We start from the raw sequence: 26623 nt of genomic DNA, 5'->3' as shown, positions 1-26623 counted from the left end.
GCGCCTACTTGACGACGCGGAGGTGCGACGGGCCGCCGCCCGCGCGGATGCGCTCGCCGACCCGCGCGTCGCGGCCCACCGCCGCGTGATCCGATTTCACGAGCAGGTCCCGCGCCCGCGTGAGCCGCGAGAACACGATGGACACGTCGATGTCGAGCACGTCGGCCACCTGCCCGTAGGCCAGGCCAGCCAGCGCGGTCAGCAGGAGCACTTCGCGGAACTCCAGCGGCAGCGCGTCGAGGCGCAGGATGTCCTTCGGCATGAAGGGCAGGGGCGCCCCGCCGCCTTCGACGCCCGCGGGCGCGATCGGGGCGCGGTTGCGCGCCCGGTTCAGCCCCACCAGTGCCGCGAAGCACCACACCGCCAGCGTCGGCCCGCGCTTCGGCAGGTCGGAGCGCGACGCGAGCACGATGGTTTCCTGCACGAGGTCGTCCGCCGCGCAGGCCGAGTGGCCCCGCACCAGGGCGCGGGCGAATCGCCGGAGGTGGGGCGTGAGCCTCCCGAGGTCGTCTGCAAAGCCCGGCATGCTGCCCTGATCCGCGTCGTTCGAAGGGTTTAAGATCCGTTAAGGAACGTAGCGGATCCCGACGCGGAAGCCCATGCCGGGGCCGCGGACTCGGACGAATTTTAACGCAAGCGTGGCGGCGGCGTGGCCAGGCCGGGTCCATGCGTGCCCGCGGCGCGGCCTTTCCACCCGCGCCGACGATGGGATAAGGGTGGGGAAACAGCGCCCCTCGCGCCGGCGAGCACGTCGCGCCGCCGGCCGGGGCCCGCACACGCCTTGGAACCCTCGATGTCAGAGACGCCCAGCACAGCCGCCGCCCCGAGTTCCATCCTCGCCGGCCGGCGCGGCCTCATCATGGGCTTGGCCAACAACCGCTCCATCGCCTGGGGGATCGCCAAGGCGGCTCGCGCCGCCGGCGCCGAGCTCGCCTTCACCTACCAGGGCGAAGCGCTGGAGAAGCGCGTGCGCCCCCTCGCCAAGGAGCTCGACGGCCTGGTGGTCGGCCACTGCGACGTGACCGATCGGGCCTCGATCGACGCGGTGTTCGGCGAAGTCGAGCGCGCCTGGGGCAAGCTCGACTTCGTGGTCCACTGCATCGCCTTCTCGGACAAGGACGAGCTGACGGGCCGCTACATCGACACCACCGAGGACAACTTTACCCGCTCCCTGGCGATCTCCTGTTATTCCTTCACGGCGGTCGCGCAGCGCGCCGAGAAGCTGATGACGGACGGCGGGTCCATGCTGACGCTGACCTATTACGGCGCCGAGAAATGGATGCCGCATTACAACGTCATGGGCGTCGCCAAGGCGGCGCTGGAAGCCTCGGTGCGGTACCTCGCGGCGGACCTCGGCGAGAAGAACATCCGCGTCAACGCCATCTCGGCCGGCCCCATCAAGACGCTGGCGGCGTCCGGCATCGGCGACTTCCGCTACATCCTGCGCTGGAACGAGCTGAACGCCCCCCTGCGCCGCACCGTGACGATCGAGGAGGTGGGCGAAAGCGCCGCCTTCCTGCTGTCGCCCATGTCGCGCGGCGTCACGGGCGAGATCCTGCACGTCGATGCGGGCTACCACGTCGTGGGCATGAAGAACCCGGCCGCGCCCGACATCGCCGTCAAGGAGGGCGGCCACTGAGCGCCGCCGGCCCGCGGCGCTTCTTCTTCGTCCGCCACGGCGAAACGAGCTGGAACCGCGAAGGGCGCCTGCAGGGACAGCACGACACCCAGCTGAACCCCCTCGGCCGGCAGCAGGCCGAGGCCGCCGGGGGCACCCTGGCGCGCCTGCTCGGCGAGCGCGGCCTCGATCCGGCCGACCTCCCGTTCTGGGCCTCGCCGCTGGCGCGCACGCGCGACACGATGGACCTCGTGCGCGCCGCGCTGGGCGCGGGCCTGCCCGGCGTCGCCTTCGACGACCGCTTGAAGGAGCTGTCCTTCGGCGCGTGGCAGGGACGGACCTGGGAGGACCTGAAGCGTCGCGAAGCGGCCGCCGTCGCGTCGCGTCGGCGCGACACCTGGGGCTTCGTGCCGCCGGACGGCGAAAGCTACGCCATGCTGCTCGATCGCTTGTCGCCCTGGCTGTCCGACCTCGCCGAGGACGCGGTCGTGGTGGCGCACGGCGGCGTCGCCCGGGTGCTGATGCACCGGGTCGCCGGTGTCGCCACGGGCCGCGCCACGGTCGAGGAGGTGCATCAGGGCCGCGTGCTCGTGTTCGACGGCGGAGCCGCGCACTGGGTGTAGCGTCCCCGCGGCGGAGAAGGCCCGCGGCGCGTCACGCGGCGTTCAGGAGCCCGGCGGTAGGCCGCTGGTCGACGCGCCGTCGCGTCCGGCCCCGGGGCGATGCAGGGTTCCGCCGCGTCCCGAAACCCCTTATACCGGCGGCCGGACGTCCGGACCACCGGCGAGCGCGAAGGCGCGCCGCCGCGCGTGCGGCGCAACCCGGCATCGGCGGCGCATCGCCGGTGCCGGCCGGTATCGAGACCACCTCGGCCTCCCGCGATCGCCGGTTCCACATCGGCGACCCTGGGATCCATTGTCCGCGGGATCGGCCCTCCGGCCGCCCCGTCGGTGAAGACGGGCGCAGAGAACCATGAGCCAGACGATCACGGCCGAGCGGGATCCCGTCGACGGCCTGCCCTCGGCCGCACCGGCGCGCGTTCCGGCGCGGCTCGAAGGGGCGTCGCGCCCCGAGTTCATCCGCGACGAGATCCTGGCCGAAGTCTTCGCCCGCACCGCCGCGGCGAGCCCCGACGCGCCCTGCTTCCGCGATCCCGCGTCCACGCTGACCTATGCCGAGGTGGATCGCCGCGCCGACGCGATGGCGCGGGGGCTCGCGTCCCGCGGCCTCGGCCGGGGCCGCGTCGCCGGCCTCTGGATGCAGCGCGGCTTCGGCCTCTTGGTCGCCCAGATCGCCGTGGCCAAGACCGGGGCCGCCTGGCTGCCCTTCGACGCCGACGCGCCGGCCGACCGCGTCGCGGTCTGCCTGAAGGACGCCGAAGCCCTTCTGCTCGTCACCGACGCGGACTTCGCGCGCCTTCACGGCGCCGACATGCCGTGCCCGTCCGCCGTGGAAGCGGACCTCGCCGCGGCCGGCGGCGCGCCGGTCGACGCCCGCGCGGGCGGGGCGGGCCCGGACGACCCGGCCTACCTCATCTACACCTCGGGTTCGACCGGCGTGCCGAAGGGCATCGTCATCACGAACCGCAACATCTGCCACTACCTGCGCGCCGCCAACGCGCTCTACGCCATCGCGGAATCCGACGTCGTGTTCCAGGGCGCGTCCGTCGCCTTCGACCTGTCGATGGAGGAGATCTGGATCCCCTACCTCGTCGGGGCGAGCCTGTTCGTCGCCACGCGCGAGATCCTGGGCGAAGCCGACGCGCTGCCGGACGTGCTCAACACCGCGGGCGTGACCGTGCTCGACACGGTGCCGACGCTGCTCGGCCTCCTGTCGCGCGACATCCCCTCCCTGCGCCTCATCATCCTCGGCGGCGAAGCCTGCCCGCCGAGCCTCGGCGCGCGCTGGTGCCGGCCCGGCCGCACCATCTACAATTCCTACGGCCCCACGGAAGCCACCGTGGTGGCGACAGCCGCGCTCGTCGAGCCCGGCGAGCCCGTCACCATCGGCGGTCCCATCCCCAACTACACCTGCTACGTCGTCGACGAGGCTCTCAACCTGCTCGACCGCGGGCAGGAAGGCGAACTGCTCATCGGCGGCCCCGGCGTCGCCCGCGGTTACCTCAAGCGCGACGCCCTGACGGCGGAGAAGTTCGTCGCCAACCCGTTCCGGCAGGGCGGCGTCGACCCCGTGCTGTACCGCTCGGGGGACGCCGTCGCGCTCGACCCCGAAGGGCAGATCCTGTTCCGCGGCCGCATCGACGACCAGGTCAAGCTGCGCGGCTTCCGCATCGAACTCGGCGAGATCGAGTCGAAGATCGTGGGCCTCGCGGGCGTGCATCAGGCCGCCGTGGTCCTGCGCCACGACGACGGGCTCGACGGGCTCGTCGCCTTCCTGGTGGCGAAGGACGGTGCGACCCTCGACAACGCCGCGTTGCGGGCCGGCCTGCGCGAAGCGCTGCCGCCCTACATGGTGCCGTCCCGCTTCGAAACCCTGGAAGCCCTGCCGCGGCTGTCGTCCGGCAAGGTCGACCGCAACGCGCTGAAGCGCACCGCGCTGGCGGCCCGCACCGCCGAAGCCCAGGAGGAGCCCCGGACGCCCACGGAAGCGTCGCTGCTCGACGCCGCCCGCGCCGTGCTGCCGGCGGGCGCGATCCCCTTCGACGCCGATTTCTTCACCGACCTCGGCGGCCACTCGCTTCTGGCGGCGCGCTTCGTTTCGGTGGTGAGGCAGACGCCGTCTCTCGCCGGCATCACGCTGCAGGACATGTACCGGGCGCGGACGCTTCGCGCCATCGCGGCCCTGGTGGACGGCCGCGCGCCGCGCGCCGGTGCCGGCCCGGCGGACCTGTCCTTCACGCCGCCGCCGCTCCTGCGCCGGTTCCTGTGCGGCCTGGCCCAGGCGGTCGCCCTTCCGGTCATCCTGTCCTTCGCCACCGCGCAATGGCTGGGCGTCTTCGTGTCCTACATGCTGCTGACGACCAGCGAAGCGACGTTCTGGGAAGAATGCCTCTACCTCGTCGGCACCTACATGGTGATCAACATCTTCACCATCGTGTTCGCGGTGGCGGTGAAGTGGGCGGTGCTGGGCCGCATGAAGCCCGGCCGCTATCCGCTGTGGGGCACCTATTACTTCCGCTGGTGGCTCGTGCAGCGCTTCACCGCGCTGATGCATCCCAAGTGGTTCCAAGGGTCGCCGGTGATGCGGTTCTTCATGATCGCCATGGGGGCCAAGGTGGGCGTGGACGCCATCGTGGGCGACCACGAGGCCGGCGCGCTCGACCTCATCGAGATCGGCCCCCGCGCCAGCATCGGCGGCAAGGTCAAGTTCGCCAACGCCCGCGTGGAGGGCGGCGAGTTCATCGTCGGCCGGATCACGATCGGGGCGGACGCCTACGTGGGCACCTCCTGCGTGATCGAGGACGGCGTCACGGTCGGCGACGGCGCCGAGATGGGCGACCTGTGCGCCGTGTCGTCGAACACCGCCATCGGCGCCCACGAGATCTGGGACGGGTCGCCGGCCCGCAAGGTCGCCGACGTGGACCTCGCCGCGCGCGACGCCTACCCGGAAGCCTCGCCGGGGCGCCGGGCGGCGCTCGGCTTCGGCTACGTGGCGATGCTGATGGTGATACCGCCGCTCGGCCTGCTGCCGATCTTCCCGGCCTTCTGGGTCTTCGACCAGCTCGACGAATGGCTGTCCATCCCCGACGTCGACCGGTTCGCCTACCTGGCGTCGCTGCCCCTCCTCGCCTGGCCGACCTCCTTCGTGATGGTGCTGATCTCCGTCGCCTTCATCGCGGCCATGCGGTGGGTGATCCTGCCGCGCGTCGTCGAAGGGCGCTATTCGGTCTTCTCCTTCTTCTACCTGCGCAAATGGACGGTGGCGCTCGCCACCGAGATCACGCTGGAAGTGCTGTCCTCGCTCTTCGCCACCGTCTACATGCGCAACTGGTATCGGCTGATGGGGGCCAAGATCGGCAAGGATGCCGAAATCTCCACCAACCTGTCGGGCCGCTACGACCTCGTCGAGATCGGCGAGAAATGCTTCATCGCCGACGAGGTCGTGCTCGGCGACGAGGAGATCCGCGAAGGCTGGATGCGGCTCGCCAAGGTCAAGACCGGCCCGCGCGTCTTCGTGGGCAACGACGCCGTGGTGCCGATCGGCTCCGAGATCCCCGAGGGCGCGCTGATCGGCATCAAGTCGAAGCCGCCCGAGAACGGCGCCATGAAGCCCGGCGACACCTGGTTCGGCACCCCGCCAATCCGCTTGCCAGTGCGCCAGCGGTTCGACGGCGGCGGAGCCAACTGGACCTACGAGGCGCCGCGCTGGAAGAAGGGCATGCGCGCCGTCTTCGAAGCGGTCCACATCTCGCTGCCCACCATGCTGTTCATCGTCTTCGGCACCTGGTCGGTGCAGTGGCTCGGCCCGAAGATCTTCGACGGCGCCTATGTCGAGGTGGCGCTGCTCTTCGTGCTCCTGTCGCTGCTGATCTCGGTCACGATGACGCTGATCGTGGTGGGCGTGAAATGGGCCACGATGGGGCGCTACGAGCCCACCACCCAGCCCATGTGGTCGTTCTGGGCGATGCGGACCGAGGCGGTCGCCGTCATGTACTGGGGGCTCGCCGGCCGCGTGCTGCTCGAGCACCTGATGGGCACGCCCTTCCTGCCCTGGGTGCTTCGGATGTTCGGCGCCAAGTTCGGCCGCGGCGTGTGGATGAACATGACCGACATCACCGAGTTCGACTGCATCGCGGTGGGCGACTTCGCGTCGCTGAATTCGCTCTGTGCGCTGCAGACGCATCTCTACGAGGACCGGGTGATGAAGGTGGGCCGCGTGCGGATCGGCGCCGGCGTGACGGTGGGGGCCGGCTCGACGGTACTCTACGATACCCATGTCGGGGACTTCGCCCGGCTCGGCCCGCTGACCCTGGTGATGAAGGGCGAGTCGATCCCCGCGCATTCCGAGTGGGTCGGCGCGCCGGCCGAGCCCAAGGGCGCCGCCGACGAGGGCCCGGTGGCGCGGGCGGCTTGAACCGTCCTATAGACTGAGCCGACTGCGTCCGGCCGGCCTCTCCACCGCGGCTCCGCGCGGTCCCGCTCCCCGGGGGGCGAGGACGCCGCGCGGCAGGGTGGAGCGGGAGGCCGGGTGCGACGTTCCAGCTGCCCGGCGCCCCGAGTCATGTCCCACAACACCTTCGGCCATCTTTTCCGCGTGACCACCTTCGGCGAAAGCCACGGCCCGGCGCTCGGCTGCGTCGTCGACGGTTGCCCGCCCGGCCTGGACATCTCGGAACAGGTGATCCAGGCAGACCTCGACCGGCGCCGTCCCGGCCAATCGCGCTTCACCACGCAGCGCCGGGAGCCCGACCAGGTCCGCATCCTGTCCGGCACCTTCGCCGAGGGCGACGCCCCCGCGAGGACCACCGGCACGCCGATCGCCCTGCTGATCGAGAACACCGACCAGCGTTCCAAGGACTACGGGGACATCAGGGACAAGTACCGCCCCGGCCACGCGGACTTCACCTACGACGCCAAATACGGCCTGCGCGACTACCGGGGCGGCGGCCGCTCCTCGGCGCGCGAAACCGCGGCCCGCGTCGCCGCGGGCGCCGTGGCGCGGCTCGTGGTCCCGGGGGTGACGGTGCGCGGCGCCCTGGTGCAGATCGGGCCACACCGCGTCGACCGCGCGCGATGGGACTGGGACGAGGTCGCCCGCAACCCGTTCTTCTGCCCGGACCCGGTCGCGGCTCAGCTCTGGGAAGCCTACCTCGACGGCGTCCGCAAGGCGGGCTCCTCGGTCGGCGCCGTGGTCGAGGTGGTCGCCGAGGGCGTGCCGGCCGGGTGGGGCGCGCCCATCTACGCCAAGCTCGACGGCGAGATCGCCGCGGCCCTGATGAGCATCAACGCCGTGAAGGGCGTCGAGATCGGCGACGGCTTCGCGGCGGCCGAACTCACCGGCGAGGAGAACGCCGACGAGATCCGCCGGGGCCCCGACGGCCGGCCGATGTTCCGCTCCAACCACGCCGGGGGGCTGCTCGGCGGCCTGTCGACCGGCCAGCCGATCGTGGCGCGCTTCGCCGTGAAGCCGACCTCGTCCATCCTGACGACGCGCGAAACCATCGACCGCAGCGGCGCCGAAACCGAGATCCTCACCAAGGGGCGGCACGACCCCTGCGTGGGCATCCGCGCCGTGCCGGTCGGCGAGGCCATGATGGCCTGCGTGCTCGCCGACGCCTTCCTGCGCCATCGCGGGCAGGTGGGGGAGCGCGCGACCGCGTCGTTCGGGCCGGCGTGACGCTTCGGCCCGGCTCCGCCCCGCAGCCCCCGGTCTCGTGCGGCAGCCATCATTGAGTGAAACTCAAATGATGGACGATATTCAGCTTCACTCAACATCGCCATCGACCTATCGTGCCGGCATGAAGCTCGCCCAGTGGCTCACCGCGCATGCCGTCACGCGCTCCGCCTTCGCGCGGCGCATCGGCGTCACGCCCGGGGCCGTCACGCAGATGTGCGGCCCCGGCGCCTGGGTGTCGCGCGACACGGCCGAGCTGATCCTGCGCGAAACGGCCGGCGGCGTGACGCCGAACGACTTCCTGTCCGGCCTGTTCCCCCCGCGAGCCCCCGATGGAGCCAAGACGATGAGCGACCAGAATGCCGTGATGGAAGCCATCGAGGCGATCGCGCGGGGCGAGATCATCGTCGTGACCGACGACGGGGACCGCGAGAACGAGGGCGACCTCGTCGTCGCGGCGCAGCACTGCACCACGGAGAAGATGGCCTTCATCATCCGGAACTGCTGCGGCATCGTTTGCACGCCGATGACCGGCGCCGAAGCGCGGCGCCTCAACCTCGCCCCCATGGTGGCGGCCAACGACGCGCCTCTCGGCACCGCCTTCACGGTGACGGTCGACGTGAAGCACGGCCTGACGACGGGCATCTCGGCCGAGCAGCGCGCCAACACGGTGCGGGCCCTGTCGAACGGCAACATGGGCGCGTCGGACTTCGTCCGCCCGGGCCACGTCTTCCCGCTGATCGCGCGCGACGGCGGCGTGCTGACGCGCTCCGGCCACACCGAGGCCGCCGTCGACCTGTGCCGCCTGGCCGGCCTGCCGCCGGTCGCGGTCATCTGCGAACTCGCCAACGACGACGGCACCGTCATGGTCGGCCCGCAGATCGAGGACTTCGCCGGCAAGCACGCCTTGAAGCGCATCTCGGTCGCCGACCTGATCGCCTACCGCCAGTCGCGCGAGAAGCTCGTCGAGCGCGTCGCCACATTTCCGGTGAAGACCGCCATCGGCGAGCTCACCGGCTACACCTTCACGACGCCCTTCGACGAGGTTCAGCACTTCGCCTTCGTGCACGGCCGCATCGGCGATGGCCGCGGCGTCCCGGTGAGGCTGCATCGCGCCGATATCGTCAAGGACGTGCTGGGCGGCAACCACATCGTCAACCGCACGCTGGAGCGCTTCGCCGCGGAAGGTCGCGGCGTGCTGGTCTACCTCCGCGACGGCACCGCCGGCGTGCCGATCTCGTCCGTGTCGGAGGAAGGGTCGGACGCGAAGCGCGTCAGCCAGTGGCGGGAGATCGGCGTCGGCGCCCAGATCCTGCGCGACCTCGGCATCGCGTCGATCAAGCTGCTGGCGTCGAGCGAGCGGACCTACGTGGGCCTGTCCGGATTCGGCATCGAGATCGCCTCGACGGAAGCGCTAGGCGGCTGACGCCGAGGCGTGGGGGCGCGCCGCCGGCGGTGGGGACGCCCGACCGCCGGCACGGCCTTCACGCCGTCCCCAGCAGGGCCGTCACATGCGCGGCCGCCGACAGGGCCAGCCCCCGCAAGTCGTAGCCGCCTTCGAGCAGCGACACGAGCTTCCCGCCCGTCAGGTCCATCACCCGTCTCGTCGCCCAGCCGAAATCCGCCTCGTCGAGTTCGAGTTGCCCGAGCGGGTCGCGGCGGTGGGCGTCGAAGCCCGCCGACACGATGACGAGATCCGGCCGGAAGGCCGCGATCCGCGGCAGGAGCAGGCCGTCGAGCGCCGCCCGGAAGGCTTCGGCCCCGTCGCCGGCCCGCAGCGGCGCGTTGACGATCGTGTCGTGGTCGCCCCGCTCGCCCCGCGCGCCCGTGCCGGGGAACAGCGGCATCTGATGCGTCGAGGCATACATCACGCCGGGGTCGCTCCAGAAGACATCCTGCGTGCCGTTGCCGTGGTGGACGTCCCAATCGAGGATCGCCACCCGGGCGGCGCCGTGCACGGCCCGCGCGTGCCGCGCCGCCACCGCGGCATGGTTGAAGAAGCAGAACCCCATCGCGGTGGCGCGCTCGGCGTGGTGCCCCGGCGGACGCATCGCCACGAAGGCGTTGTCGGCCCGCCCGCCCAGCACCTCGTCGACCGCCAGCACGGCCCCGCCCGAACCCCGCAGCGCCGCCGCCACCGTGCCGGGGCCGACGGCCGTGTCGGCGTCGATGCGCAGCAATTGCCCGCTCCGCGGCCGCGCGGCCAGCAGCGCTTCCACGTAGGGTTCGGGATGGACGCGCATCAGGGCGTCCGGGGTCGCTTCCGGCGCCTCCATCCGGCGCAGCGCCGCGAAGGGCTCGCCCGACAGCGCGGCCTCGACGGCACGCAGGCGGTCGGGCCGCTCGGGGTGGCCCTCGCCCATGTCGTGGCCGAGCCCGGCCTCGTGGCCGATCAGGATGGTCGTCACGGGTGCGTCGGTCTCCGTCCGCCCGGATGCCGGCGGCGTGGTGCGGGGGACACGGGGACGGCATCTCGGCCGCAGGGGCTCGTCCCACGCCGACCCACCGTGGTAATGTGATGATCTGGGGCGGCCGAGGGCGGGTTCAATGCGGACGGGGTGGCGAGCGGCAGGGGCGATGGCGGCAGCCGTCGCGCTGTCGGGATGCGAATACAAGGCCTTGCCCGATCCCGCGCTGTCGGCGCGCGACAAGGAGTTCATCGCCCGGGTTCCCAAGGCCGACATGGGCCGCGTCTTCGAGCGGTACCAGGTCGAGGACCCGACGGGCCAGCCCCCCGGCACCATCGTGGTCGATCCGAAGCAGAAGCTGCTCTACTACGTGCTCGGGGGCGGCAAGGCCGTGCGGTACGGCGTGGCGACGGGTGCCGAAGCCTACGGCTGGCACGGCACCGCCACGATCAAGCGCATGGCGGAATGGCCGCGCTGGATGCCGCCGGCCGACATGGTCAAGCGCTGGCCGCACCTGAAACCCGTGGTGGCGGAGGGCGGCATGCCGGGCGGCCCCGAAAACCCCCTCGGCGCGCGCGCCCTCTACCTCTACGACGCGAGCGGCCACGACACGCTGTACCGCATCCACGGCACCAACGAGCCGACCGAGATCGGCCACGACGCCTCGTCGGGCTGCATCCGCATGCGCGACATCGACATCATCGACCTTTATGGCCGCGCCAAGGTGGGGACCCGGGTCGTCGTGATGTGACGGCCCGTCAGGCCGTCGCCCCCGGGCTGCCGACGGTGATCTCGAGGATCTCCGGCGGCACGCCGAACCGCGCCGGCAGGCCGGACTCGCCCAAGCCGCCCGACACGACGAGGTTGCGGCCGTTCTCGACGTAATGGCCGTAATTGTAGCGGCGCGACGGCGTCACGAGCGGCCCGACGCCCGGCACCACGATCTGACCGCCGTGGGTGTGCCCCGACAGGGTCAACGCCACGCGCTCCGGCATGCGGGCGAAGGCGTAGGGTTCGTGCGCCAGCATGATCACTGGCGCCTCGTCGCGCACCTGGCGCAGCGTGCCCGGGATGTCGTCGGCGCCCTTGTGCCCGGGCGGTGCCGTGGGATGCGCGAGCTGGTCGGCGAGGCCGGCGAGCCAGAAGCGCTTGCCACCGCGGTCGACCAGCGTCGCCTCGTTCTCCAGCACGCGCACGCCGATCGCGCGCAGCGCCTGCCTGACCTCCTCGGGGCCACCCTTCATGCCCGGCACCGGGCCGTGCCACCAATCGTGGTTGCCGAGGATCGCGTAGGTGCCGAGTGGCGCGCGCAGCACCGACAGGGCGTCCGCCCAGGCCGCGGGCATCACCGGGCCCGTCACGAACCGGTGCCCGGCGTTGAAATCGCCAAGCAGCAGCACGAGGTCGGGCTGGAGCGCGTTGCATTGTTCGGCGATGCCGCGGACGCGCTCGGCCGACATCCAGGGCTCGCAGGCGTGGATGTCGGCGATGACCCCGATCCTCACCTCCAGGCCCGCGGGCCAGCGCGGCGGCGACACCGCGTAGCGGCGCACCGCCGGCACGAGGGCGGGTTCGACCCCGACGGCATATCCGGCGAATCCCGCCGAACCGAGCGCCAAGGCTCCGGCGCCGGTCAGGACGCGCCTGCGGGTGATGGTCAGGGGACGCTCCTGCGGCCGAAGGCGGGACCCGTACGGGCGGTCTGGGCTGTCGACCGCCGGCCAGCGCGGAACGGCGCCGCCGTTGGCGCGGCGTGACCCGTCGACGGCCAGCCGCCGTCCGTGACGGCTGTTATCAGGCGGCCCGCGCCTTGACCACCGGGGACGTCGCTGCCGTCCTGTCCAGGCCGGCCTGGGCCTGGGGCGCCGGGTCGGGCTGGGTGGTGAAGCGCAGGGCGGCGGCCACGGCGGAGATGCCGATCTCGCGGTACAGCTTGGCCTGCAGGTCGCGTGCGTCCTCGCGGCGGGGGGCGGTGTCGTGCGTCATGGGACAGGTGCATCCTGGTCGCGTCAGCCACGGTCGGGGCGAAAGCGGCGACGTCGTGAACGATGCGGAAACCCTGGCGGATCGTCCTTGCGAAAGCGCTAAGCGGGGCCGCGGCGGGGCGTGCCAGCTCAGGGCAGGGCCCCGGCACAGCCGCGCGGGTGGGGGTTCGGGGGCCAGCGCCGCCGCGACGCCGACCGGGCTACCGCGGCGGCGGCGTCTCGCATAGGGTCGCTCCGCCCGCCCTCGCCCCTCGTCACGACGCCCATGCCCCCATCCGTCGACATGCCCGCGCGCCGCGCGTCCACCCCGTGCTGAGGCGTCGGCTGGCGCCCGAACCCTTCGCGGCGTCGGCGACGGGCGCCCGTTCCTGCGCGCTCTTCGGCGGCGTGCTGGCCGTGTTCGCGGTGCTGATGGGCCGCAGCGGCGGCGTCGACCCGCGGGGAACGCTGGCGGTGCTGGGCTTCGCGCTGCTGTTCGCGCTGGCCGGCGTCGCGCTGGCGGTCTGGTCGGCCGGGGTGGTCTGGCGGACGGGGCGGCGCGGCACCGGTCGCGCCCTGTCGGCCCTGGTGATCGCCGCGGCCGTGCTGGCCTATCCCGCCTACCTGGCCGAACGCACGGCGACGCGCTCCACCGTCGCCGACGCTTCGACCGACCCCGCCGCCCCGCCGGCCTTCTCTTCCGCGCCCGCGGCCGTCGCGGCGCGGGGCGGCGCCGCCCACGACGATCCCCCGCCCGACGCGCGCGAAGCCGAGCGCCGCGCCTATCCGAACCTCGGGCCCGTGATGCTCGACGTGTCGGTCGACGAGGCCTTCGACATCGCCCTGAAGGCCGTGCAGGGCCGCGGCTGGCGCGTGATCGAGGCGGCGCCGCCCCAGGGGAAGTTCGGCGCCGGCCACATCGACGCCGTGGCGCCGACCCGCGTCCTGGCGCTGCCCGACGACGTCGCGATCCGCATCCGCCCCGCTTCGGGGCAAGCGCGGGTGGACATCCGGTCGGCGTCGCGCTTCTTCCGCGCCGATTCCGGCGAAAACGCCGCGCGCATCCAGTCCCTGTCGGACGAGATCGGGGATGCGGCCTCGTGAAGGCTCCTCCCAGCGGCCGGAGGTCCCCGCTGCCAGGGGGCGCGAACGCACCCCGCCGCTCGTGCGGTGCGACGGAGGCCGTCGGCGGGTCCGTCGTCCGGTGTCAGGTGCGCGCGTAGGTGGCCCGCAGCGTCGCGGGTCCGTCGGCGGCGACCTGGCCGTCGGCGGCGAGGTCCACGAGATGCGCCAGCACCGACAGGCCGGCGGCGGCGCGCAGCGAGGGGGCGAGGTCGCGGTAAAGGCTCGCCACCAGCGCCGGCACGGTGCCGTCGCCCGCCGCGACCCGGCGCAGGATGGCGGCCTCGCGCATCTGGCGGTGCAGCACCAGCGCCTTGACGAAGGCGCGCGGGTTGCGCACCGGCCCGCCGTGGCCCGGCCAGAACACCGTCTCGCCGCGTCCCTGGAGCTTGCGCAGCGACGCCATGTAGGCCCGCATGGAGCCGTCGGGCGGGGCCACCACGGTGGTCGACCAGGCCATGACGTGGTCGCCCGAGAACAGGGCGGCCTCCGCCGGCAGCGCGAAGGCGAGGTGGTCGGAGGTGTGGCCGGGCGTTTCGACGGCGACGAGGCGCCAGCCGGTCCCCTCGACAGCGTCGCCCTCGGCCAGCACCCGGTCGGGGCAGTAGCGGAGGTCGAAGGCGGCGTCGATCGCCGGCAGGCTCGGGTCGGCGGCGCGCGCCGCGCGCTTCGGGCAGCCGATCACCTCGGCGCCGGTGGCGGCCTTGAGCAGCGCCGCCGCAGGCGCGTGGTCGCGATGGGTGTGGGTGACGAGGATGTGGCGCACGGTTTCGCCCGCCACCGCGGCCATGATGGCGGCCACGTGGCTGGCGTCGGCGGGGCCGGGGTCGATCACGGCGACGTCGCCGCGGCCGACGACGTAGGTGCAGGTGCCCGTGAAGGTGAAGGGGCCGCCGTTGTTGGCGACGAGCCGGCGCACCAGCGGCGACACCTGCTGGGGCTCGCCGGGTTTGGCCGCCATGGTTCGGTCGAAGGGGATGTCGTCGGGGGCGGAGGTCATCGGGCGAGGGGTCCCGCGGCGTCCGCCGCCGGGGCGCGGCGCCGCTTGCCGGGATCGTAACGCCAACTTAAGAGATGGTTCAGCCTGCGGCTGCGCGCTTCGGAAAGCAAGGGTCCCCACCGCCATGGCGGCTTCTCCCGATGTCCGGCACCCCTCCCGGGGAGGGCCGGAGATCGGGGCCGCCGGTCGAGCGGGGGCCGGGCGCGCCGGCGCATCGCGCCGAGCCCGCCACGCGTCCAGGGACAGCCTTCCATGACAGACATCCGCATCCGCCTGCCGGCCCACCCGACCCTCGCCGGCGCCGTCTGGCCCGAGCAGGCTTCGCTCGGCCTGCGCGTCGCCCGCGCATCGCTGCTGGCGCTGGTGGGCAGCGCCGTCATGGCGCTGTCGGCCAAGCTGTCGGTGCCCTTCTTCCCCGTCCCGGTCACGATGCAGAGCCTGGCGGTGCTGCTGATCGCCGCCGCTTTCGGGTCGCGGCTCGGCGCCGCCACCATGGCGCTCTACCTCGTCGAGGGCGCGCTGGGCCTGCCGGTCTTCGCCGGCACCCCGGCCCACGGCATCGGCCTCCCGTACATGATGGGGTCCACGGGCGGGTACCTCCTGGGCTACGTCCCGGCCGCCTTCGCGGTCGGCTTCCTGGCCGAACGGGGTGCCGACCGCTCCGTGCCGCAGCTCCTCGGCGCCATGACGCTGGGCCACATCGTCCTGTTCGCCGCCGGCTACGCCTGGCTGGCGCATCTCGTCGGCGCGGAAGCGGCCTGGACGGCGGGCGTGCTGCCCTTCGTCGTCGGCACGGTCGTGAAGACCCTGCTCGGCGCCCTGCTGGTGCCGTCCGTGTGGGGCCTCGTCGGCCGTCGCTGAACGCGGACGACCGTGGGCGTCGGTTCAGACCGACGCTCGGGAAGGCTGATCCGGCCAGCGGTGGAGCCGGGCCTCGGTCCTCCCGCGGCCCGGATGGCTCGGGGCCGTCTTCCCGTCAATGGAAGTTGCGCCCCTTCGGCATGGCGCGGCGCACGTCGCCGACGGCGAGCGGCAGCGGCTCCTGCGCGGGCTCGGCCTTGCGGCGCGCGTCCTCCGCCATCGGGAACCCGGCCTTCGCCCCCAACACGCTTCCCAGCTCGGCGCCCTTGCCCCGCGCCGCCGCCGCATAGGTCTGCGGGCGCTTCACCTCGTCGGCCCGCGCGAGGTCGGTCAGGGCGGGCCCCCCCTCGCCCAGCGCGTTCAGGTCCGCCGAAAGGTCCTCCAGGCGATCCGCCACGAGGTGGATCACCCCGGCCGCCCGCTGCACCACGCCCCGCACGCCGAGCAGCCGGGACGCGATCACGGCCGAGCGGTTGGCCTCGAACACCTTCGGCCACACGATGACGTTGGCCGAGCCCGTCTCGTCCTCCAGCGTCAGGAACACCGTGCCGTGCGCCGAGCCCGGCCGCTGCCGCACCAGCACCAGCCCCGCCACCGCGGCGCGGCGCCCGTCCCCGACCCCGTCCAGCTCCGCCGCGCTGAGGATTCGCCGCCGCGCCAGGCCGGCGCGCAGAAACAGCACCGGATGCGCCTTCAAGGACAGCGTCAGGCGGCGGTAATCCTCCACCACGTGCTCGCCGAGCCGCAGCGGCGGCAGGTCGGCATCGGGCTCGCGGTCCGGCGCGCCTTCGCGGGCGAACAGCGGCAGGGCGTCCTTGTCGCCCACGCGGTCGAGCCCGCGCACGGCCCAGAGCGCGTCGCGCCGCTCGAGCCCGATCGAGCGGAAAGCGTCGGCCTCGGCCAGCACTTCCAGGACGGCGGGCGACAGCTCCGCGCGCAGCCACAGGTCGCGCACCGAATCGTAGCCGCCGCCTCGCCGCGCCACGAGCCGCTCCATGTCGCCCTGCCGGAGCCCCTTCACCTGCCTGAGGCCGAGCCGGATCGCCCGGTCGCCGAGGATGTCGTCGCGCATGGAGCCGTGGCGCCGGTGCAGCCGCGTCCCCGTGCCGTCCTCGCCCGAGCCGAGCGGCACGAGGTCGTGGTCCCAGGCGGAGAAGTTCACGTCCACCTCGTGCACCGCCACGCCGTGGTCGCGCGCGTCGCGCACGAGCTGCGCCGGCGCGTAGAAGCCCATCGGCTGGGCGTTGAGCATGGCGCAGGCGAAGACGTCCGGGTAGCGGCACTTCATCCAGGCCGAAGCGTAGACCAGCAGCGCGAAGGAAGCGGCGTGGCTTTCGGGGAAGCCGTAGGTGCCGAAGCCCTCGATCTGCCCGAAGCAGCGCTCCGCGAAGGCGCGGTCGTAGCCGCGCTCGACCATGCCCTCGACCATCTTGTCGTGCAGCGTGCCGATCGTGCCGACGCGCTTGAAGGTCGCCATGGCGCGGCGCAGCTTGTCGGCCTCGGTGGGGGTGAAGCCGCCCGCCACGATGGCGATCCTCATCGCCTGCTCCTGGAACAGCGGCACGCCCAGCGTCTTGCCGAGCACCGCTTCGAGCTCGGCCGACGGGTACACCACCGGCTCCGAACCCTCGCGGCGGCGCAGGTAGGGGTGGACCATGTCGCCCTGGATGGGGCCGGGCCGCACGATCGCGACCTCGACCACGAGGTCGTAGAAGGCCCGGGGCTTGAGCCGCGGCAGCATGGACATCTGCGCCCGGCTCTCGATCTGGAACACCCCGATCGTGTCGGCGCGGCAGATCATGTCGTAGACGGCGGGCTCCTCGGGCGGGATCGACGCCAGCGTGTAGCGCTCGCCGTAGTGGCGTTCCAGGAGGTCGAAGCCGCCGCGCAGCGCCGACAGCATGCCGAGCCCCAGCACGTCGATCTTGAGGATGCCCAGGGCGTCGAGGTCGTCCTTGTCCCATTCGACGGTGGTGCGGTCCGCCATGGCGGCGTTGCCGACCGGCACCACCTCGTCGAGCCGCGAGCGCGTGATGACGAAGCCGCCGGTGTGCTGGGACAGGTGGCGGGGGAAGCCCGCCAGCTCCTCGGCGAGGCGCAGCACGAGGGCCAGCCGCCGCTCGGACGGGTCGAGCCCGATGCGCCGCGTTTCGGCGGGGTCGACGCCGTTCGACCAGTAGCCCCATACCGTGCCGTTCAACGCCGACACGGTGTCGTCCGACAGGCCGAAGGCGCGGCCGACCTCGCGGATGGCCGAGCGGGTGCGGTAGGTGACCACGGTCGCGGCGAGGCCGGCGCGCTCGCGCCCGTAGCGCGCGTAGATGTGCTGCATCACCTCCTCGCGCCGGTCGTGTTCGAAGTCGACGTCGATGTCGGGCGGCTCGTTGCGGTCCTCCGAGATGAAGCGCTCGAACAGGAGGTCGTGTTTCGCGGGGTCGACCTCGGTGATGCCGAGCGCGAAGCAGAGCACGGAATTCGCCGCGGAGCCGCGGCCCTGGCACAGGATCTTCTCGCCCCGGGCGAATCGCACGATGTCGTGAACGGTGAGGAAATAGGCCGCGTAGCCGAGCCGACCCACCAGGGCGAGTTCGTCGTTCAGCATCCCCTCGATCCGCGGCTCGGCGCCGAGCGGGTAACGGTCCGCGAGGCCGGCCGCGGCGAGCGATGCCAGCGCTTCCTGTTCGGTCGCGAAGCCGCCGCGCAGCTCGTAGGGGTAATCGTATTTCAGCTGAGACAGGCAGAACGACAGCCCATCGATGAAGCGCATCGATTCCGGCACGGCGTCCGGCACCTCGGCGAAGATGCGCGCCATCTCGTCGGCGGGCTTCAGGTGGCGCTCGGCGTTGGCGGCGAGGCGGCGGCCCGCGGCGTCGAGCGTCGTGTGGAGGCGGATGCAGGCGAGCACGTCGCCCAGCGCGCGGCGGTCCGGGTGGTGCATGGTGACGTCGTTGGTGGCGAGCAGCCGCGCGCCCGTCGCCCGCGCCAGGGCGGCGCGTTCCGCCAGACGCTCCCGCATGCCGGGGCCGTAAAGGTGCGGGGTCGCGAGCCACAGCGGGCCGGGGCCGGCGTCGCGCAGGAGCCTCACCAGCGCGGGCCAGTCGGGCGAAGCCGCCGGGGCGGCGTCGGCCGTCGAGCGATCCGTCAGGATCATCTGCAAGCCGTCGGCGTGGTCGAGGAGGTCCGCCAGCCCGAGCTCGCACTTCCCCTTGCCGGTGCGGCGGTTGCCGAGCGTGAGGAGGCGCGCCAGCCGGCCGTAGGCGGTGCGGTCCCGCGGATAGGCGAGGACGTCCGGGGTGCCATCGGCGAAGACGAGCCGCGTCCCCACGCCCAGGCGGAAGCCGGCCTCGGCGGGGACGCGCTCCTTGACGAAGGAATAGGCGCGCACGACCCCGGCCAGCGAGTTGCGGTCGGCGATGCCGATGCCGGCATGGCCGATCGCATGGGCCTGCCCGACCAGCTCCTCGGGGTGCGACGCGCCGCGCAGGAACGAGAAGTTGGTGATGACGGCGAGGTCGGCGAAGCGCGTCATGGCGCCCGGCGACCGTCCCGGCGCAGGCGGGGGGCCGTCACGCGAACAGCCCGTGCACGAACCAGCGCGGTCCGTCGGTTTCCGGCCCGACCAGCCCTTCGCGGTAAAGCCAGAACCGCCGGCCGTCCCGGTCCTCGGCGCGGAAATAGTCGCGCGTCAGCTCGGCGCCACCCGTCCACCATTCGGGCGCGATCCGCTCCGGCCCCTCGATGGCGGCGATGTCGTGGAAGGCGCGGCGCCAGCGGAACCGCACCGGCGGCCCGTCGGGCACCGTCGCGATGGTTTCGATCGGCTCCGGCCGGTCGAACAGGCGGATCGGCCGGCACAGGTCCGCGTCGTCCCGGCCGGACGCGGGATCGCGGGAAACGGCCGGCAGCGCCACCACGGCGCATTCGGGAACGTGGCTGTCGCGGGCGGCGAGCCGCAGCACGCGCCGCAGCCCGAGCCGCGCCCCGAGCCGGTCGGCGAGGTCGGTAGCAGCATCGCTTCCGGCGGGCGCGTCCTCCGGGTCGAGCCCGTCCTGGCGGGCGTCGAGCGGCTCGCTGTCCGTCACGGCGAGGCGGATCAGGTCGAAGCCGTAGCCGGTGTCGAGCCCGTCCTCGCCGAGGGCGGCGAGCCTTTCGCGGAACAGCCCGAACAGCGCTTCCGGGTCGCGCGTCGGGCGGCTCGTGCCGATCTGGAGGTGCTTCAAGGCCCCGTCGACGCGGAAGAAGCTCGCCGCGACCCGCCGCGCACCTTCCCCGCGCCGGGCCAGCGAGGCGCACAGGTGCCGGCACAGCGGCAGCAGCGCCGCCTCGATCTGCTCGATCCGGGCGAGCCCCCCCGAGAAGCGGCGCTCCGCCACGCAGCGGGGTGCCGGGAAGCGCGGGCCGATGGGCGACGAGCCGCGCCCCATCAGCCCGTCGAGGCGCGCCAGCACCGGCGCGCCGAAGCGCGCCGCGATCGGGGCGCGCGGCCGGCTCAGGAGGTCGCCGACGCGGGCGAGGCCGGCCCGGGCCAGCCCCGCCACCGTGTCGCCGTCGAGGCGCAGCGCCGCCAGGGGCAGGGCGGAGATCAGCGGCTCGAAGCCGGGCTCGACCGGCGTCGGGGCGATCTTATCCGTCCCGAACCGGGCCAGCGCCCAGGCGGCCTCGGGCGTCGACGCCACCGCGGCCCGGCAGGCGAGGCCCTGCCGGCGCAGGCCCGCCTCGACGGCTTCGACGAGCCCCGCTTCGCCGCCGAACAGGTGGGCCGCCCCGCCGATGTCCAGCACCGCGCCGTCCGGCCCGTCGGGCGCCGACAGCGGCGTGAAGCGGCGGCACCAGTCCACCACGGCCGCCATCAGCGCGGCATCGGCGTCGGGGTCGGCCTCGACGACCCGGACGGCGGGGCACAGGGCGCGGGCGTCGGCGAGCGCCAGGCCGGGCCGGAGCCCGCGCGCCGCCGCCACCGCGCAGGCCGCCGTCAGCCGCTGCGCGCCCTTGACCGCCGCGACCGCGACCAGCCCGTCATCCGGCCCGGTTTCCAAAGGCGACGACGGCCGCGGCGCGGCGCGGCGCACCCGGTCGGTCGGCAGCAGGGGCAGGAACGCCGACAGGTAGCGGGTGGGCATCGAAGCACCTCCGGTGCTGGTTCCAAACGATGGGATGGCGGCGGTCGCGGTCGAGGCCGGCGTCGCCGCCGAGGCGGAGCTTCAGGACGCGCACCGCCACGGCGGCGGGGCCGGGGATGGGCAGGCGGGTTCCCGCCGAGGCGAGGTGCGGGCTCGGGCAGGCCGCCACGACGAGCCGCGTTTCGGCCGCGCTCGACAGGCCCGCGCCCCGTCCAGCGAGGCCCGCGTGGAGCAGCAGGGCGGCGCCGCGGCCGCCCTGTGCGGCGAGGAGCAGGCGGCGTGACGGCGCGAGCCCGTAATGTTTCGCGCCCCACAGTTCCGCCAGCACGGCCGGCGCGCCGAGCCTCAGCGCTTCTTCCAGCGCCCACAGCGTCGCCTGCCCGTCCGCGGTGCGGACCAGGATCAGCCGGTCCGGGTCGATGCCGTGGGCGGCGAGCCCCGGGCGGTAGGGCGCGCCGGTTTCGGCCGCGGCAGGGTCTTCCACGATCCACACGAGCGGCGCCGCGCCGGAGCAGCGCCCGGCGGCGGCGAGAGCGAAGCCGGCCGCCGCCGCGGCGTCCCGCGCGTTCTCCGCCACGACCTCGTGCAGCGCGCCGCGCCTGAGCCCGCCCCCCAAGGCGGCATCGAGCGGCAGGGCGCCGTCGCCGAGAGAAACGGTGGCCGGTCCGGCGGGGCCGGTCCGGCGCGGTGGGCCGCTCCGGCCCGCCTCGATGCGGGCGACGACGCCCCGCAGGGCGGCGACGTCGGGGGATGGATGGTCCTGCGGCACCGCTCGACCTCGTGAACGCGACACACCGAATGCGACGACGGGACCCATCGGAGGGGCGCTGCCGACAACCGGGACGGCCCACCGTGCGTTCCTGTTTTGTTCTCCATGGATCACGGCTGGGCATCGGAGAGTCAAGGCGGGTCGAATCATCGTGAGTTGAGTGCAGGGCCGGGCTGGGCGGGCGCTCGGGGCCCGTCGGGTTGCAAGATCGTGGGACTTATCCACAGCGGAAGCTTCCGGGGGGCGTCACGGGAAGGCGTGCCCGGCGGCCCGTTCCTCCCGTCGGGCCGGACCGGGACGCAGCCATGCGGGTGCCGGGGTGCCCGGCACGCCAGCCGCAGCGCAAGATGCGGCGCGAGTGCGTTGCAGCACGCCGGTCCGCCGAGGCCGTGTCCGCGCCCGTCGACCGGCGCCACCTCACACAGGGGAGATCCCCATGACCGACGCCGCGCTTCCCCGCGCCGCCTCGTCGCTGACCGACATCCGGGACGACAAGCGCCGCACGGCGATGATCGAGTTCGCCCTCGCGGTCGGCGGCTTCGCCATCGGCACCGGCGAGTTCGCCACCATGGGCTTCCTGCCCGACCTCGCCGGAACGCTCGGCGTCACCGAGCCCACCGCCGGCCACGTCATCAGCGCCTACGCGCTCGGGGTCGTGGTGGGGTCGCCGATCATCGCCGTGCTGGCCGCCAAGCTGCCGCGCCGCACCCTGCTGCTCGGGCTGATGGCGGTCTTCGCGCTCGGCAACCTCGCCAGCGCCCTGGCGCCGGGGTACCACGCCCTCATCGGCCTGCGCTTCCTCACCGGCATGCCGCACGGCGCCTATTTCGGCGTGGCGTCGCTGGTGGCGGCCTCCCTGTCGCCGCCCGGCGGGCGGGCCCGGGCGGTCGGCCGCATCATGATGGGGCTCACCATCGCCACCGTGGTGGGCACGCCGCTCGTCACCTGGTTCGGTCAGTCGCTCGGCTGGCGCCTCGCCTTCGCGGGCGTGGGAGCCGTCGGGCTCCTCACCGTGCTGCTCATCTGGCTCGCCGTGCCCGCCACCTCGGCCACCGCGTCGAGCCCGCTCGTCGAGCTCGGGGCGCTGCGCCGCCCGCAGGTGTGGCTCACGCTCGCCGTCGCGGCCGTGGGGTCGGGCGGCGTCTTCGCCATCTACACCTACGTCAGCTCGACGCTGACCCACGTGTCGGGCCTTCCGCTCGCCACCGTGCCGCTGGTGCTGGCCGGGTTCGGGCTCGGCATGACGGCCGGCAACGTGGTGGGGTCGAAGCTGGCCGACGTCGCGCTGATGCCGGCCATCGCCGGCGTGCTGCTGTGGGACGTGGCGATCGGCGTCGTCTACGTCTTCGCCGCGCATGACGGCTGGACGGCCGCGGCGGCGATGTTCCTGGTCGGCTGCGGCTTCGCCATCATGCCGGCCCTGCAGACGCGGCTGATGGACGTCGCCGCCGACGCCCAAACGCTGGCGGCGGCGCTGAACCATTCGGCCTTCAACGTCGCCAACGCGCTCGGCGCCTGGCTCGGCGGCGTGGCCATCGCGGCCGGCTACGGCTGGGCCTCGACCGGATGGGTGGCGGCCGGCCTGCCGGTGCTGGGCCTCGCCGTCTTCGGCGTGTCGGCACTGCTGGACCGCCGCCGTCCCCAGGCCTGACGACGAGCGAGTTCACCGCATTCAGCGAAGGGCCGGGCCTTTCGGGACCCGGCCGCGGTTCGGACCCTACCGGGCGGCGGGAAAGGCCGCCTTGTCGCGCCTCCGCGTCGCGCCGCCTGGGCGGCGGCGCGCGTTCGCGCTTGCCGGCGGCCGGGGTTCTTTGACCGCCGGTATCAGTGGCCGGCGGCGGTTCCGGCTTCCAGCGCGACGATGCGGCGGCGCAACTCGTCGTTCTCCTCGCGGGCCAGGGCCGCCATGTCGCGCACGGCTTCGAATTCTTCGCGGGTGACCACGTTCATGCCGGCCAGGATGCGCTCGACCTGGGAGCGCACGGCCGTCTCGGCTTCGCGCTTGACGCCGTTGGCGACCCCCGCTGCATTGGTCATGAGGCTGGCGAAGTCGTCGAAGATGCGGCCGCGGGTCTGGGGCATGGCGTCGGTCCTCTGCTGGAATCGGAGCCGACATGGCCCCGCCCACGCTTCGCCGCAAGCCCCGCGTCCCGCCCCGGTCCGCGGTGAAAACCGGAACGGGCCGCCGGCCCGCGCGAAAGCAGCCCGGCCCCTCGGCCGGGTTCGTGGGTCACTCGTCCTCGCCGAAGCGGTTGGCCACCAGCGCCGCCAGCGCGTCCACGGCGGCCTGCGCGTCCGGGCCCGTGGCCGATACCGTGATGGTGGTGCCGCGGCCGGCGCCGAGCGTCAGGATCCCCATGATCGACTGGCCGCCCACGGTTTCGCCGGACCGCGTCACCGTCACCTCGGCCTGGAAGTTCTCCACGCATTGGACGAACTTGGCTGTGGCACGCGCATGCAACCCCTTGCGGTTGACGATGGGCAGCTCGCGCGTCGCGGCCGCCATCCCATCCGCCGTCTCGGCGCTGTCCCCCATGGGCTATTTCCCGTTCAGCACGCGGCTGGCGATGTTGATGTATTTGCGCCCCGCCTCCTGGGCCTGGGTGACCGCCACTTCGAGCGACGCCACCTCGCGCACCGAGGCGAGCTTGATCAGCATGGGCAGGTTGATGCCCGCCACGACCTCGACCCGGGTTCGGTCCATGACCGAGATGGCGAGGTTGGACGGCGTGCCGCCGAACATGTCCGTCAACAGAACGACGCCCTGTCCGGTATCGACGCTGGCCACGGCGGACACGATGTCCTGGCGCCGCTGCTCCATGTCGTCCTCGGGACCGATGGTGATGGTCTCGATCCCCCTCTGCGGGCCCACGACGTGCTCGAGCGCGGCGCGGAACTCCGTCGCAAGGTGGCCGTGGGTCACGAGCACCATACCGATCATTGCAAGCTACCGCTCATGCCTTTGCCGGGAAGACTGCCCGCTCGACCGTTCGGCAGGGCAGGTTCTCCCGAACCTGCTCGTACGTCCGGGATCGAGCAGCGTTGATTTCGCCCTGGACAAGCGACATCGACCGTGGCTCCAGCCACGCAAGGCCTCTTCAGGCGCAATCTTGTGCATCGCGGCGAGCTTGGCAAGCGAAATAGGGGCGCCTTCACGGCGGCATCCCGGACATCGTCGACGCCGTGGCGACCAGCGCCACGATGTCGAGGGTCGGGGATCCCGCCGCGACCGCGATGCGGGGAAGGACGATGCCGCCGACCTCGCACTGCAATGCCCCGGGCTCGGGCATCCGCTCCGGCCGGCCCGCGACGAGGTCGACCACCAGGGCCACCACGCAGGCGGGCTCGTGATCGACCGGGACGATCCCGATCCCGATCCCGCGCCGCTCGACGCGCCCCGCCACCGCCGGGTGCGGCCTGGCGACGAGCCGGTCGCCGTGGCGCGTCACGAGCGTGCGATCGTCGGCGACGATGCGGGCGAAGGCGCCGCGCGTCCGCGCGTGTTCCACCAGCGCGAGCGCGAGGGAGGTCTTGCCGGCGCCGGAAGCCCCGCGGATCAGCACGCCCCGCTCGCCGAGCACGGCCGCGGACGCGTGGAGGTGGAGCGGCGGGCCGTCCCCCTCCGCGAGGATGCTCACCCCCGCGCGCCCACGGCCGGCAGCCACACCGTGAAGCGGGCGCCGAGCACCCGCGGCGGGTCGTCGTCGTCCGGCGCCGGCGCGGTGCGGTTGCCGGCCCAGATGCGCCCCCCGTGGGCCTCGATGATCTGGCGCGAGATCGACAGTCCGAGCCCCGAATTCTGCCCGAACCCCTGGTCGGGCCGGTCGGTGTAGAACCGCTCGAAGATGCGTTCGAAGGCGTGGGCCGGGATGCCGGGCCCGTCGTCGTCGACCACCACCTCGACGCCGGCGCGCCCCTGGTCGTCGAGCCGCGCCGGCCGCACCGACACCCGCACGGTGCCGTCCTCCTCCGAAAAGGAACGGGCGTTGTCGAGCAGGTTGTTGACCACCTGCCCGAGCCGCGAATCGTGGCCCATGACCCGGTAGCCCGGCCCTTCCTGGCCCGGCGGCGGCAGGGCGACCGTGAGGGCGAACCGCACGCCGTCGTCGCGCTCCACCTCGTTGGCGACCGTCACGACGGTTCGCACCAGCATCGCCATGTCGAGCCCCGCCGTGCGGTTGCGGGCGAGCTCCGCGTCGAGCCGGGATGCGTCGGAAATGTCGCTGATCAGCCGGTCGAGGCGGCGGATGTCGTGCTGGATGATGGCGGTGAGGCGCCCGCGCGATTCTTCCGCCTTGATGCGGGGCAGCGTTTCGACGGCGCTGCGCAGCGAGGTCAGCGGGTTCTTCAGCTCGTGCGCGACGTCGGCGGCGAAGCTTTCGGTGGCCTCCATCCGCGAATACAGCGCCTTCGTCATGTCGCGCAGCGCGCGGGACAGGTGGCCGATCTCGTCGGCGCGGGCCGTGAAGTCGGGGATCTCCTCGCGCGAGTCGACGCCCCGCCGCACCCGCTCGGCCGCTTCGGCGAGGCGGCGGATCGGCCCCGCGATGGTGTTGGCGAGGAACAGCGACAGCACGAACATCACCACGGCGGCGACGAGGAAGACCCGGAACAGCGCCCAGCGGTCGGACGCGATGATCTTGTCGATGTCGCCGGGCTGCGTGGACAACAGCAGCGCGCCCTGGACCTTGGCGGCGTTGAGGATCGGCACCGCCATCGACACGATGGTCTGGCCCCGGGCGTTGACCCGCACGATCCAGCGCGTCCGCCCTTTGAGGGCTTCGGCGACCTCGGGCAGTTCGCCGTCGCCGTTCCGGCCCTCGTCGACGGCAGCGGCTTCGGGCTTGGCGAAGCGCCGCTTGACGTCGAGCCAGCCGCGTTCCCAGGCCGGCAGGTCGGCCGCCGGCGCCGCGCGGGGCCGCGCGCCCGGCAGCGCCATGGCGCGGGTGTCGACCACGCGCACGCCCGCGCTGTCGTAGATGCGCGCCCGCGTGCCCGTGGGCGTCACGAGGCGGCGCAGCACGGGGCCCACGCGATCGGGGTTGATCGAGAACTCGAACGCCGCGGCATCCTCGTCCGCGGCCGGCGGCTGCCCCGGCGTCGCCTGCAGGAGCTTCTCGGGGTCGATGGTGATGTTGGCGTCGTCGACGCTGGCCGAGGCGGCGATCGCAGCCGCGATGATCTCGCCCTGCGTCTGCAGGCTCTGCACGCGGGCGTCGATCAGCCCTTCGCGGAACTGGTTGATGTAGAGGAACAGCACCAGGAGGGCGACGAGGCCCCCGAGGTTCAGCACCACGATGCGCCGCGTCAGCGACGATGACAGGCGCATCGTCACGGACCGCAGCGCCATGCGCAGGCGCAGGCCGATCGAGCGGCGCAGGCGCCGGGGACGCGAGCGGCCCGGCGGGCGGCCGGCGAGGCGGGCGCCGGCGCCGCGCAGCGGCGAAGCGGTCATCGGGGCTGCCCC

At 73.2% G+C, this 26623-nt stretch carries 22 protein-coding genes; 9 read left to right on the top strand and 13 right to left on the bottom strand.

Annotation, left to right across the window (positions count from 1 at the left end):
* Nucleotides 1-4: 4 nt before the first annotated feature.
* Entirely contained in the window at nucleotides 5-526 is a 522-nt protein-coding gene (locus D3273_RS12365) for a sigma factor-like helix-turn-helix DNA-binding protein (protein ID WP_129226949.1), read from the bottom strand.
* 267 nt (nucleotides 527-793) lie between these two features.
* On the opposite strand from D3273_RS12365, the gene fabI reads away from it, so the two are divergent.
* From fabI to ribB, 5 genes are all read left to right on the top strand, one after another.
* Nucleotides 794-1639: an enoyl-ACP reductase FabI gene (gene fabI / locus D3273_RS12360; RefSeq protein WP_129227092.1), complete on the top strand. Its 846-nt coding sequence runs from the start codon at nucleotides 794-796 to the stop codon at nucleotides 1637-1639.
* Nucleotides 1636-2241 carry a histidine phosphatase family protein gene (locus D3273_RS12355; RefSeq protein ID WP_129227090.1) on the top strand — a complete coding sequence of 202 codons (606 nt, stop codon included), beginning with the start codon at nucleotides 1636-1638 and terminating at the stop codon, nucleotides 2239-2241. The genes fabI and D3273_RS12355 overlap by 4 nt, the downstream gene beginning before the upstream one ends.
* A gap of 349 nt (nucleotides 2242-2590) precedes the next feature.
* On the top strand, nucleotides 2591-6652 hold the full coding sequence (locus D3273_RS12350) for a Pls/PosA family non-ribosomal peptide synthetase (protein ID WP_129226947.1): 4062 nt from the start codon (nucleotides 2591-2593) through the stop codon (nucleotides 6650-6652).
* Between the two features lie 147 nt (nucleotides 6653-6799).
* Complete coding sequence (aroC, locus tag D3273_RS12345) at nucleotides 6800-7915, top strand: chorismate synthase (protein WP_129226945.1); 1116 nt, start codon at nucleotides 6800-6802, stop codon at nucleotides 7913-7915.
* Nucleotides 7916-8036: 121 nt separating this feature from the next.
* Nucleotides 8037-9338, top strand: coding sequence for a 3,4-dihydroxy-2-butanone-4-phosphate synthase (ribB, locus tag D3273_RS12340; protein WP_129226943.1), 1302 nt, complete (start codon nucleotides 8037-8039; stop codon nucleotides 9336-9338).
* Between the two features lie 58 nt (nucleotides 9339-9396).
* Here the strand turns inward: ribB and D3273_RS12335 are convergent, their stop codons facing one another.
* The gene (locus D3273_RS12335) at nucleotides 9397-10320 is read right to left on the bottom strand and encodes a histone deacetylase family protein (RefSeq protein ID WP_129226941.1); all 924 of its coding nucleotides are present in this window, start codon (nucleotides 10318-10320) and stop codon (nucleotides 9397-9399) included.
* A 169-nt stretch (nucleotides 10321-10489) separates the two neighbouring features.
* Here D3273_RS12335 and D3273_RS12330 point away from each other — a divergent pair, with 169 nt between their 5' ends.
* The gene (locus tag D3273_RS12330; protein ID WP_245501138.1) at nucleotides 10490-11071 is read left to right on the top strand and encodes a L,D-transpeptidase; all 582 of its coding nucleotides are present in this window, start codon (nucleotides 10490-10492) and stop codon (nucleotides 11069-11071) included.
* Between the two features lie 7 nt (nucleotides 11072-11078).
* Here D3273_RS12330 and D3273_RS12325 read toward each other — a convergent pair whose 3' ends face one another.
* Together D3273_RS12325 and D3273_RS12320 are read right to left on the bottom strand one after the other, a co-directional pair.
* Nucleotides 11079-11939 carry a metallophosphoesterase gene (locus tag D3273_RS12325; protein WP_245501137.1) on the bottom strand — a complete coding sequence of 287 codons (861 nt, stop codon included), beginning with the start codon at nucleotides 11937-11939 and terminating at the stop codon, nucleotides 11079-11081.
* 175 nt (nucleotides 11940-12114) lie between these two features.
* The gene (locus tag D3273_RS12320) at nucleotides 12115-12306 is read right to left on the bottom strand and encodes a hypothetical protein (protein WP_129226935.1); all 192 of its coding nucleotides are present in this window, start codon (nucleotides 12304-12306) and stop codon (nucleotides 12115-12117) included.
* Nucleotides 12307-12614: 308 nt separating this feature from the next.
* Here D3273_RS12320 and D3273_RS12315 point away from each other — a divergent pair, with 308 nt between their 5' ends.
* On the top strand, nucleotides 12615-13388 hold the full coding sequence (locus tag D3273_RS12315) for a DUF1499 domain-containing protein (protein ID WP_165359474.1): 774 nt from the start codon (nucleotides 12615-12617) through the stop codon (nucleotides 13386-13388).
* Nucleotides 13389-13491: 103 nt separating this feature from the next.
* Here the strand turns inward: D3273_RS12315 and D3273_RS12310 are convergent, their stop codons facing one another.
* Nucleotides 13492-14406 (bottom strand): MBL fold metallo-hydrolase, encoded by a 915-nt coding sequence (locus D3273_RS12310; protein WP_129226931.1) that lies wholly within the window; start codon nucleotides 14404-14406, stop codon nucleotides 13492-13494.
* A gap of 252 nt (nucleotides 14407-14658) precedes the next feature.
* Between D3273_RS12310 and D3273_RS12305 the strand changes: the two genes are divergently transcribed.
* On the top strand, nucleotides 14659-15267 hold the full coding sequence (locus D3273_RS12305) for a biotin transporter BioY (RefSeq protein WP_129226929.1): 609 nt from the start codon (nucleotides 14659-14661) through the stop codon (nucleotides 15265-15267).
* 115 nt (nucleotides 15268-15382) lie between these two features.
* On the opposite strand, the gene D3273_RS12300 is transcribed toward D3273_RS12305, so the two are convergent.
* Genes D3273_RS12300 through D3273_RS12290 form a run of 3 tightly spaced genes read right to left on the bottom strand, consistent with a single transcriptional unit; the run spans nucleotide 15383 to nucleotide 21156 of the window.
* Nucleotides 15383-18796, bottom strand: coding sequence for an error-prone DNA polymerase (locus D3273_RS12300; protein WP_129226927.1), 3414 nt, complete (start codon nucleotides 18794-18796; stop codon nucleotides 15383-15385).
* Between the two features lie 37 nt (nucleotides 18797-18833).
* The gene (locus tag D3273_RS12295) at nucleotides 18834-20387 is read right to left on the bottom strand and encodes a Y-family DNA polymerase (RefSeq protein WP_129226925.1); all 1554 of its coding nucleotides are present in this window, start codon (nucleotides 20385-20387) and stop codon (nucleotides 18834-18836) included.
* On the bottom strand, nucleotides 20284-21156 hold the full coding sequence (locus tag D3273_RS12290) for an ImuA family protein (protein WP_129226923.1): 873 nt from the start codon (nucleotides 21154-21156) through the stop codon (nucleotides 20284-20286). The genes D3273_RS12295 and D3273_RS12290 overlap by 104 nt, the downstream gene beginning before the upstream one ends.
* 436 nt (nucleotides 21157-21592) lie before the next feature.
* On the opposite strand from D3273_RS12290, the gene D3273_RS12285 reads away from it, so the two are divergent.
* Nucleotides 21593-22807, top strand: coding sequence for an MFS transporter (locus D3273_RS12285; protein WP_129226921.1), 1215 nt, complete (start codon nucleotides 21593-21595; stop codon nucleotides 22805-22807).
* Between the two features lie 173 nt (nucleotides 22808-22980).
* Here D3273_RS12285 and D3273_RS12280 read toward each other — a convergent pair whose 3' ends face one another.
* The 5 genes from D3273_RS12280 to D3273_RS12260 form a co-directional block, all read right to left on the bottom strand.
* Complete coding sequence (locus D3273_RS12280; protein ID WP_129226919.1) at nucleotides 22981-23238, bottom strand: accessory factor UbiK family protein; 258 nt, start codon at nucleotides 23236-23238, stop codon at nucleotides 22981-22983.
* A 148-nt stretch (nucleotides 23239-23386) separates the two neighbouring features.
* Nucleotides 23387-23692, bottom strand: coding sequence for an HPr family phosphocarrier protein (locus tag D3273_RS12275; protein WP_129226917.1), 306 nt, complete (start codon nucleotides 23690-23692; stop codon nucleotides 23387-23389).
* Between the two features lie 3 nt (nucleotides 23693-23695).
* Nucleotides 23696-24097 (bottom strand): PTS sugar transporter subunit IIA, encoded by a 402-nt coding sequence (locus D3273_RS12270; protein WP_129226915.1) that lies wholly within the window; start codon nucleotides 24095-24097, stop codon nucleotides 23696-23698.
* Nucleotides 24098-24308: 211 nt separating this feature from the next.
* Nucleotides 24309-24794 carry an HPr kinase/phosphorylase gene (locus D3273_RS12265; RefSeq protein WP_165359473.1) on the bottom strand — a complete coding sequence of 162 codons (486 nt, stop codon included), beginning with the start codon at nucleotides 24792-24794 and terminating at the stop codon, nucleotides 24309-24311.
* The gene (locus D3273_RS12260) at nucleotides 24791-26611 is read right to left on the bottom strand and encodes a stimulus-sensing domain-containing protein (RefSeq protein WP_207210770.1); all 1821 of its coding nucleotides are present in this window, start codon (nucleotides 26609-26611) and stop codon (nucleotides 24791-24793) included. Before D3273_RS12260 ends, D3273_RS12265 begins: the two co-directional genes overlap by 4 nt.
* Between the last annotated feature and the right edge of the window lie 12 nt (nucleotides 26612-26623).

Source organism: Lichenibacterium minor (assembly GCF_004137685.1).
In the GTDB taxonomy this organism is placed as follows: Bacteria; Pseudomonadota; Alphaproteobacteria; order Rhizobiales; family Beijerinckiaceae; genus Lichenihabitans; species Lichenihabitans minor.
Note: the sequence above shows the minus strand (reverse complement) of the source record. Positions and strands in the feature narration are given on the sequence as shown.

Coding starts and splice junctions, on each gene's coding strand:
- D3273_RS12275 (WP_129226917.1), bottom strand. CDS start 23,692: ATGGGGGACAGCGCCGAGACGGCGGATGGGATGGCGGCCGCGACGCGC.
- ribB (WP_129226943.1), top strand. CDS start 8,037: ATGAAGCTCGCCCAGTGGCTCACCGCGCATGCCGTCACGCGCTCCGCC.
- D3273_RS12280 (WP_129226919.1), bottom strand. CDS start 23,238: ATGCCCCAGACCCGCGGCCGCATCTTCGACGACTTCGCCAGCCTCATG.
- D3273_RS12295 (WP_129226925.1), bottom strand. CDS start 20,387: ATGCCCACCCGCTACCTGTCGGCGTTCCTGCCCCTGCTGCCGACCGAC.
- D3273_RS12305 (WP_129226929.1), top strand. CDS start 14,659: ATGACAGACATCCGCATCCGCCTGCCGGCCCACCCGACCCTCGCCGGC.
- D3273_RS12260 (WP_207210770.1), bottom strand. CDS start 26,611: ATGACCGCTTCGCCGCTGCGCGGCGCCGGCGCCCGCCTCGCCGGCCGC.
- D3273_RS12270 (WP_129226915.1), bottom strand. CDS start 24,097: ATGATCGGTATGGTGCTCGTGACCCACGGCCACCTTGCGACGGAGTTC.
- D3273_RS12320 (WP_129226935.1), bottom strand. CDS start 12,306: ATGACGCACGACACCGCCCCCCGCCGCGAGGACGCACGCGACCTGCAG.
- D3273_RS12365 (WP_129226949.1), bottom strand. CDS start 526: ATGCCGGGCTTTGCAGACGACCTCGGGAGGCTCACGCCCCACCTCCGG.
- aroC (WP_129226945.1), top strand. CDS start 6,800: ATGTCCCACAACACCTTCGGCCATCTTTTCCGCGTGACCACCTTCGGC.
- D3273_RS12300 (WP_129226927.1), bottom strand. CDS start 18,796: ATGACGCGCTTCGCCGACCTCGCCGTCATCACCAACTTCTCGTTCCTG.
- D3273_RS12350 (WP_129226947.1), top strand. CDS start 2,591: ATGAGCCAGACGATCACGGCCGAGCGGGATCCCGTCGACGGCCTGCCC.
- D3273_RS12310 (WP_129226931.1), bottom strand. CDS start 14,406: ATGACCTCCGCCCCCGACGACATCCCCTTCGACCGAACCATGGCGGCC.
- fabI (WP_129227092.1), top strand. CDS start 794: ATGTCAGAGACGCCCAGCACAGCCGCCGCCCCGAGTTCCATCCTCGCC.
- D3273_RS12330 (WP_245501138.1), top strand. CDS start 10,490: ATGGCGGCAGCCGTCGCGCTGTCGGGATGCGAATACAAGGCCTTGCCC.
- D3273_RS12285 (WP_129226921.1), top strand. CDS start 21,593: ATGACCGACGCCGCGCTTCCCCGCGCCGCCTCGTCGCTGACCGACATC.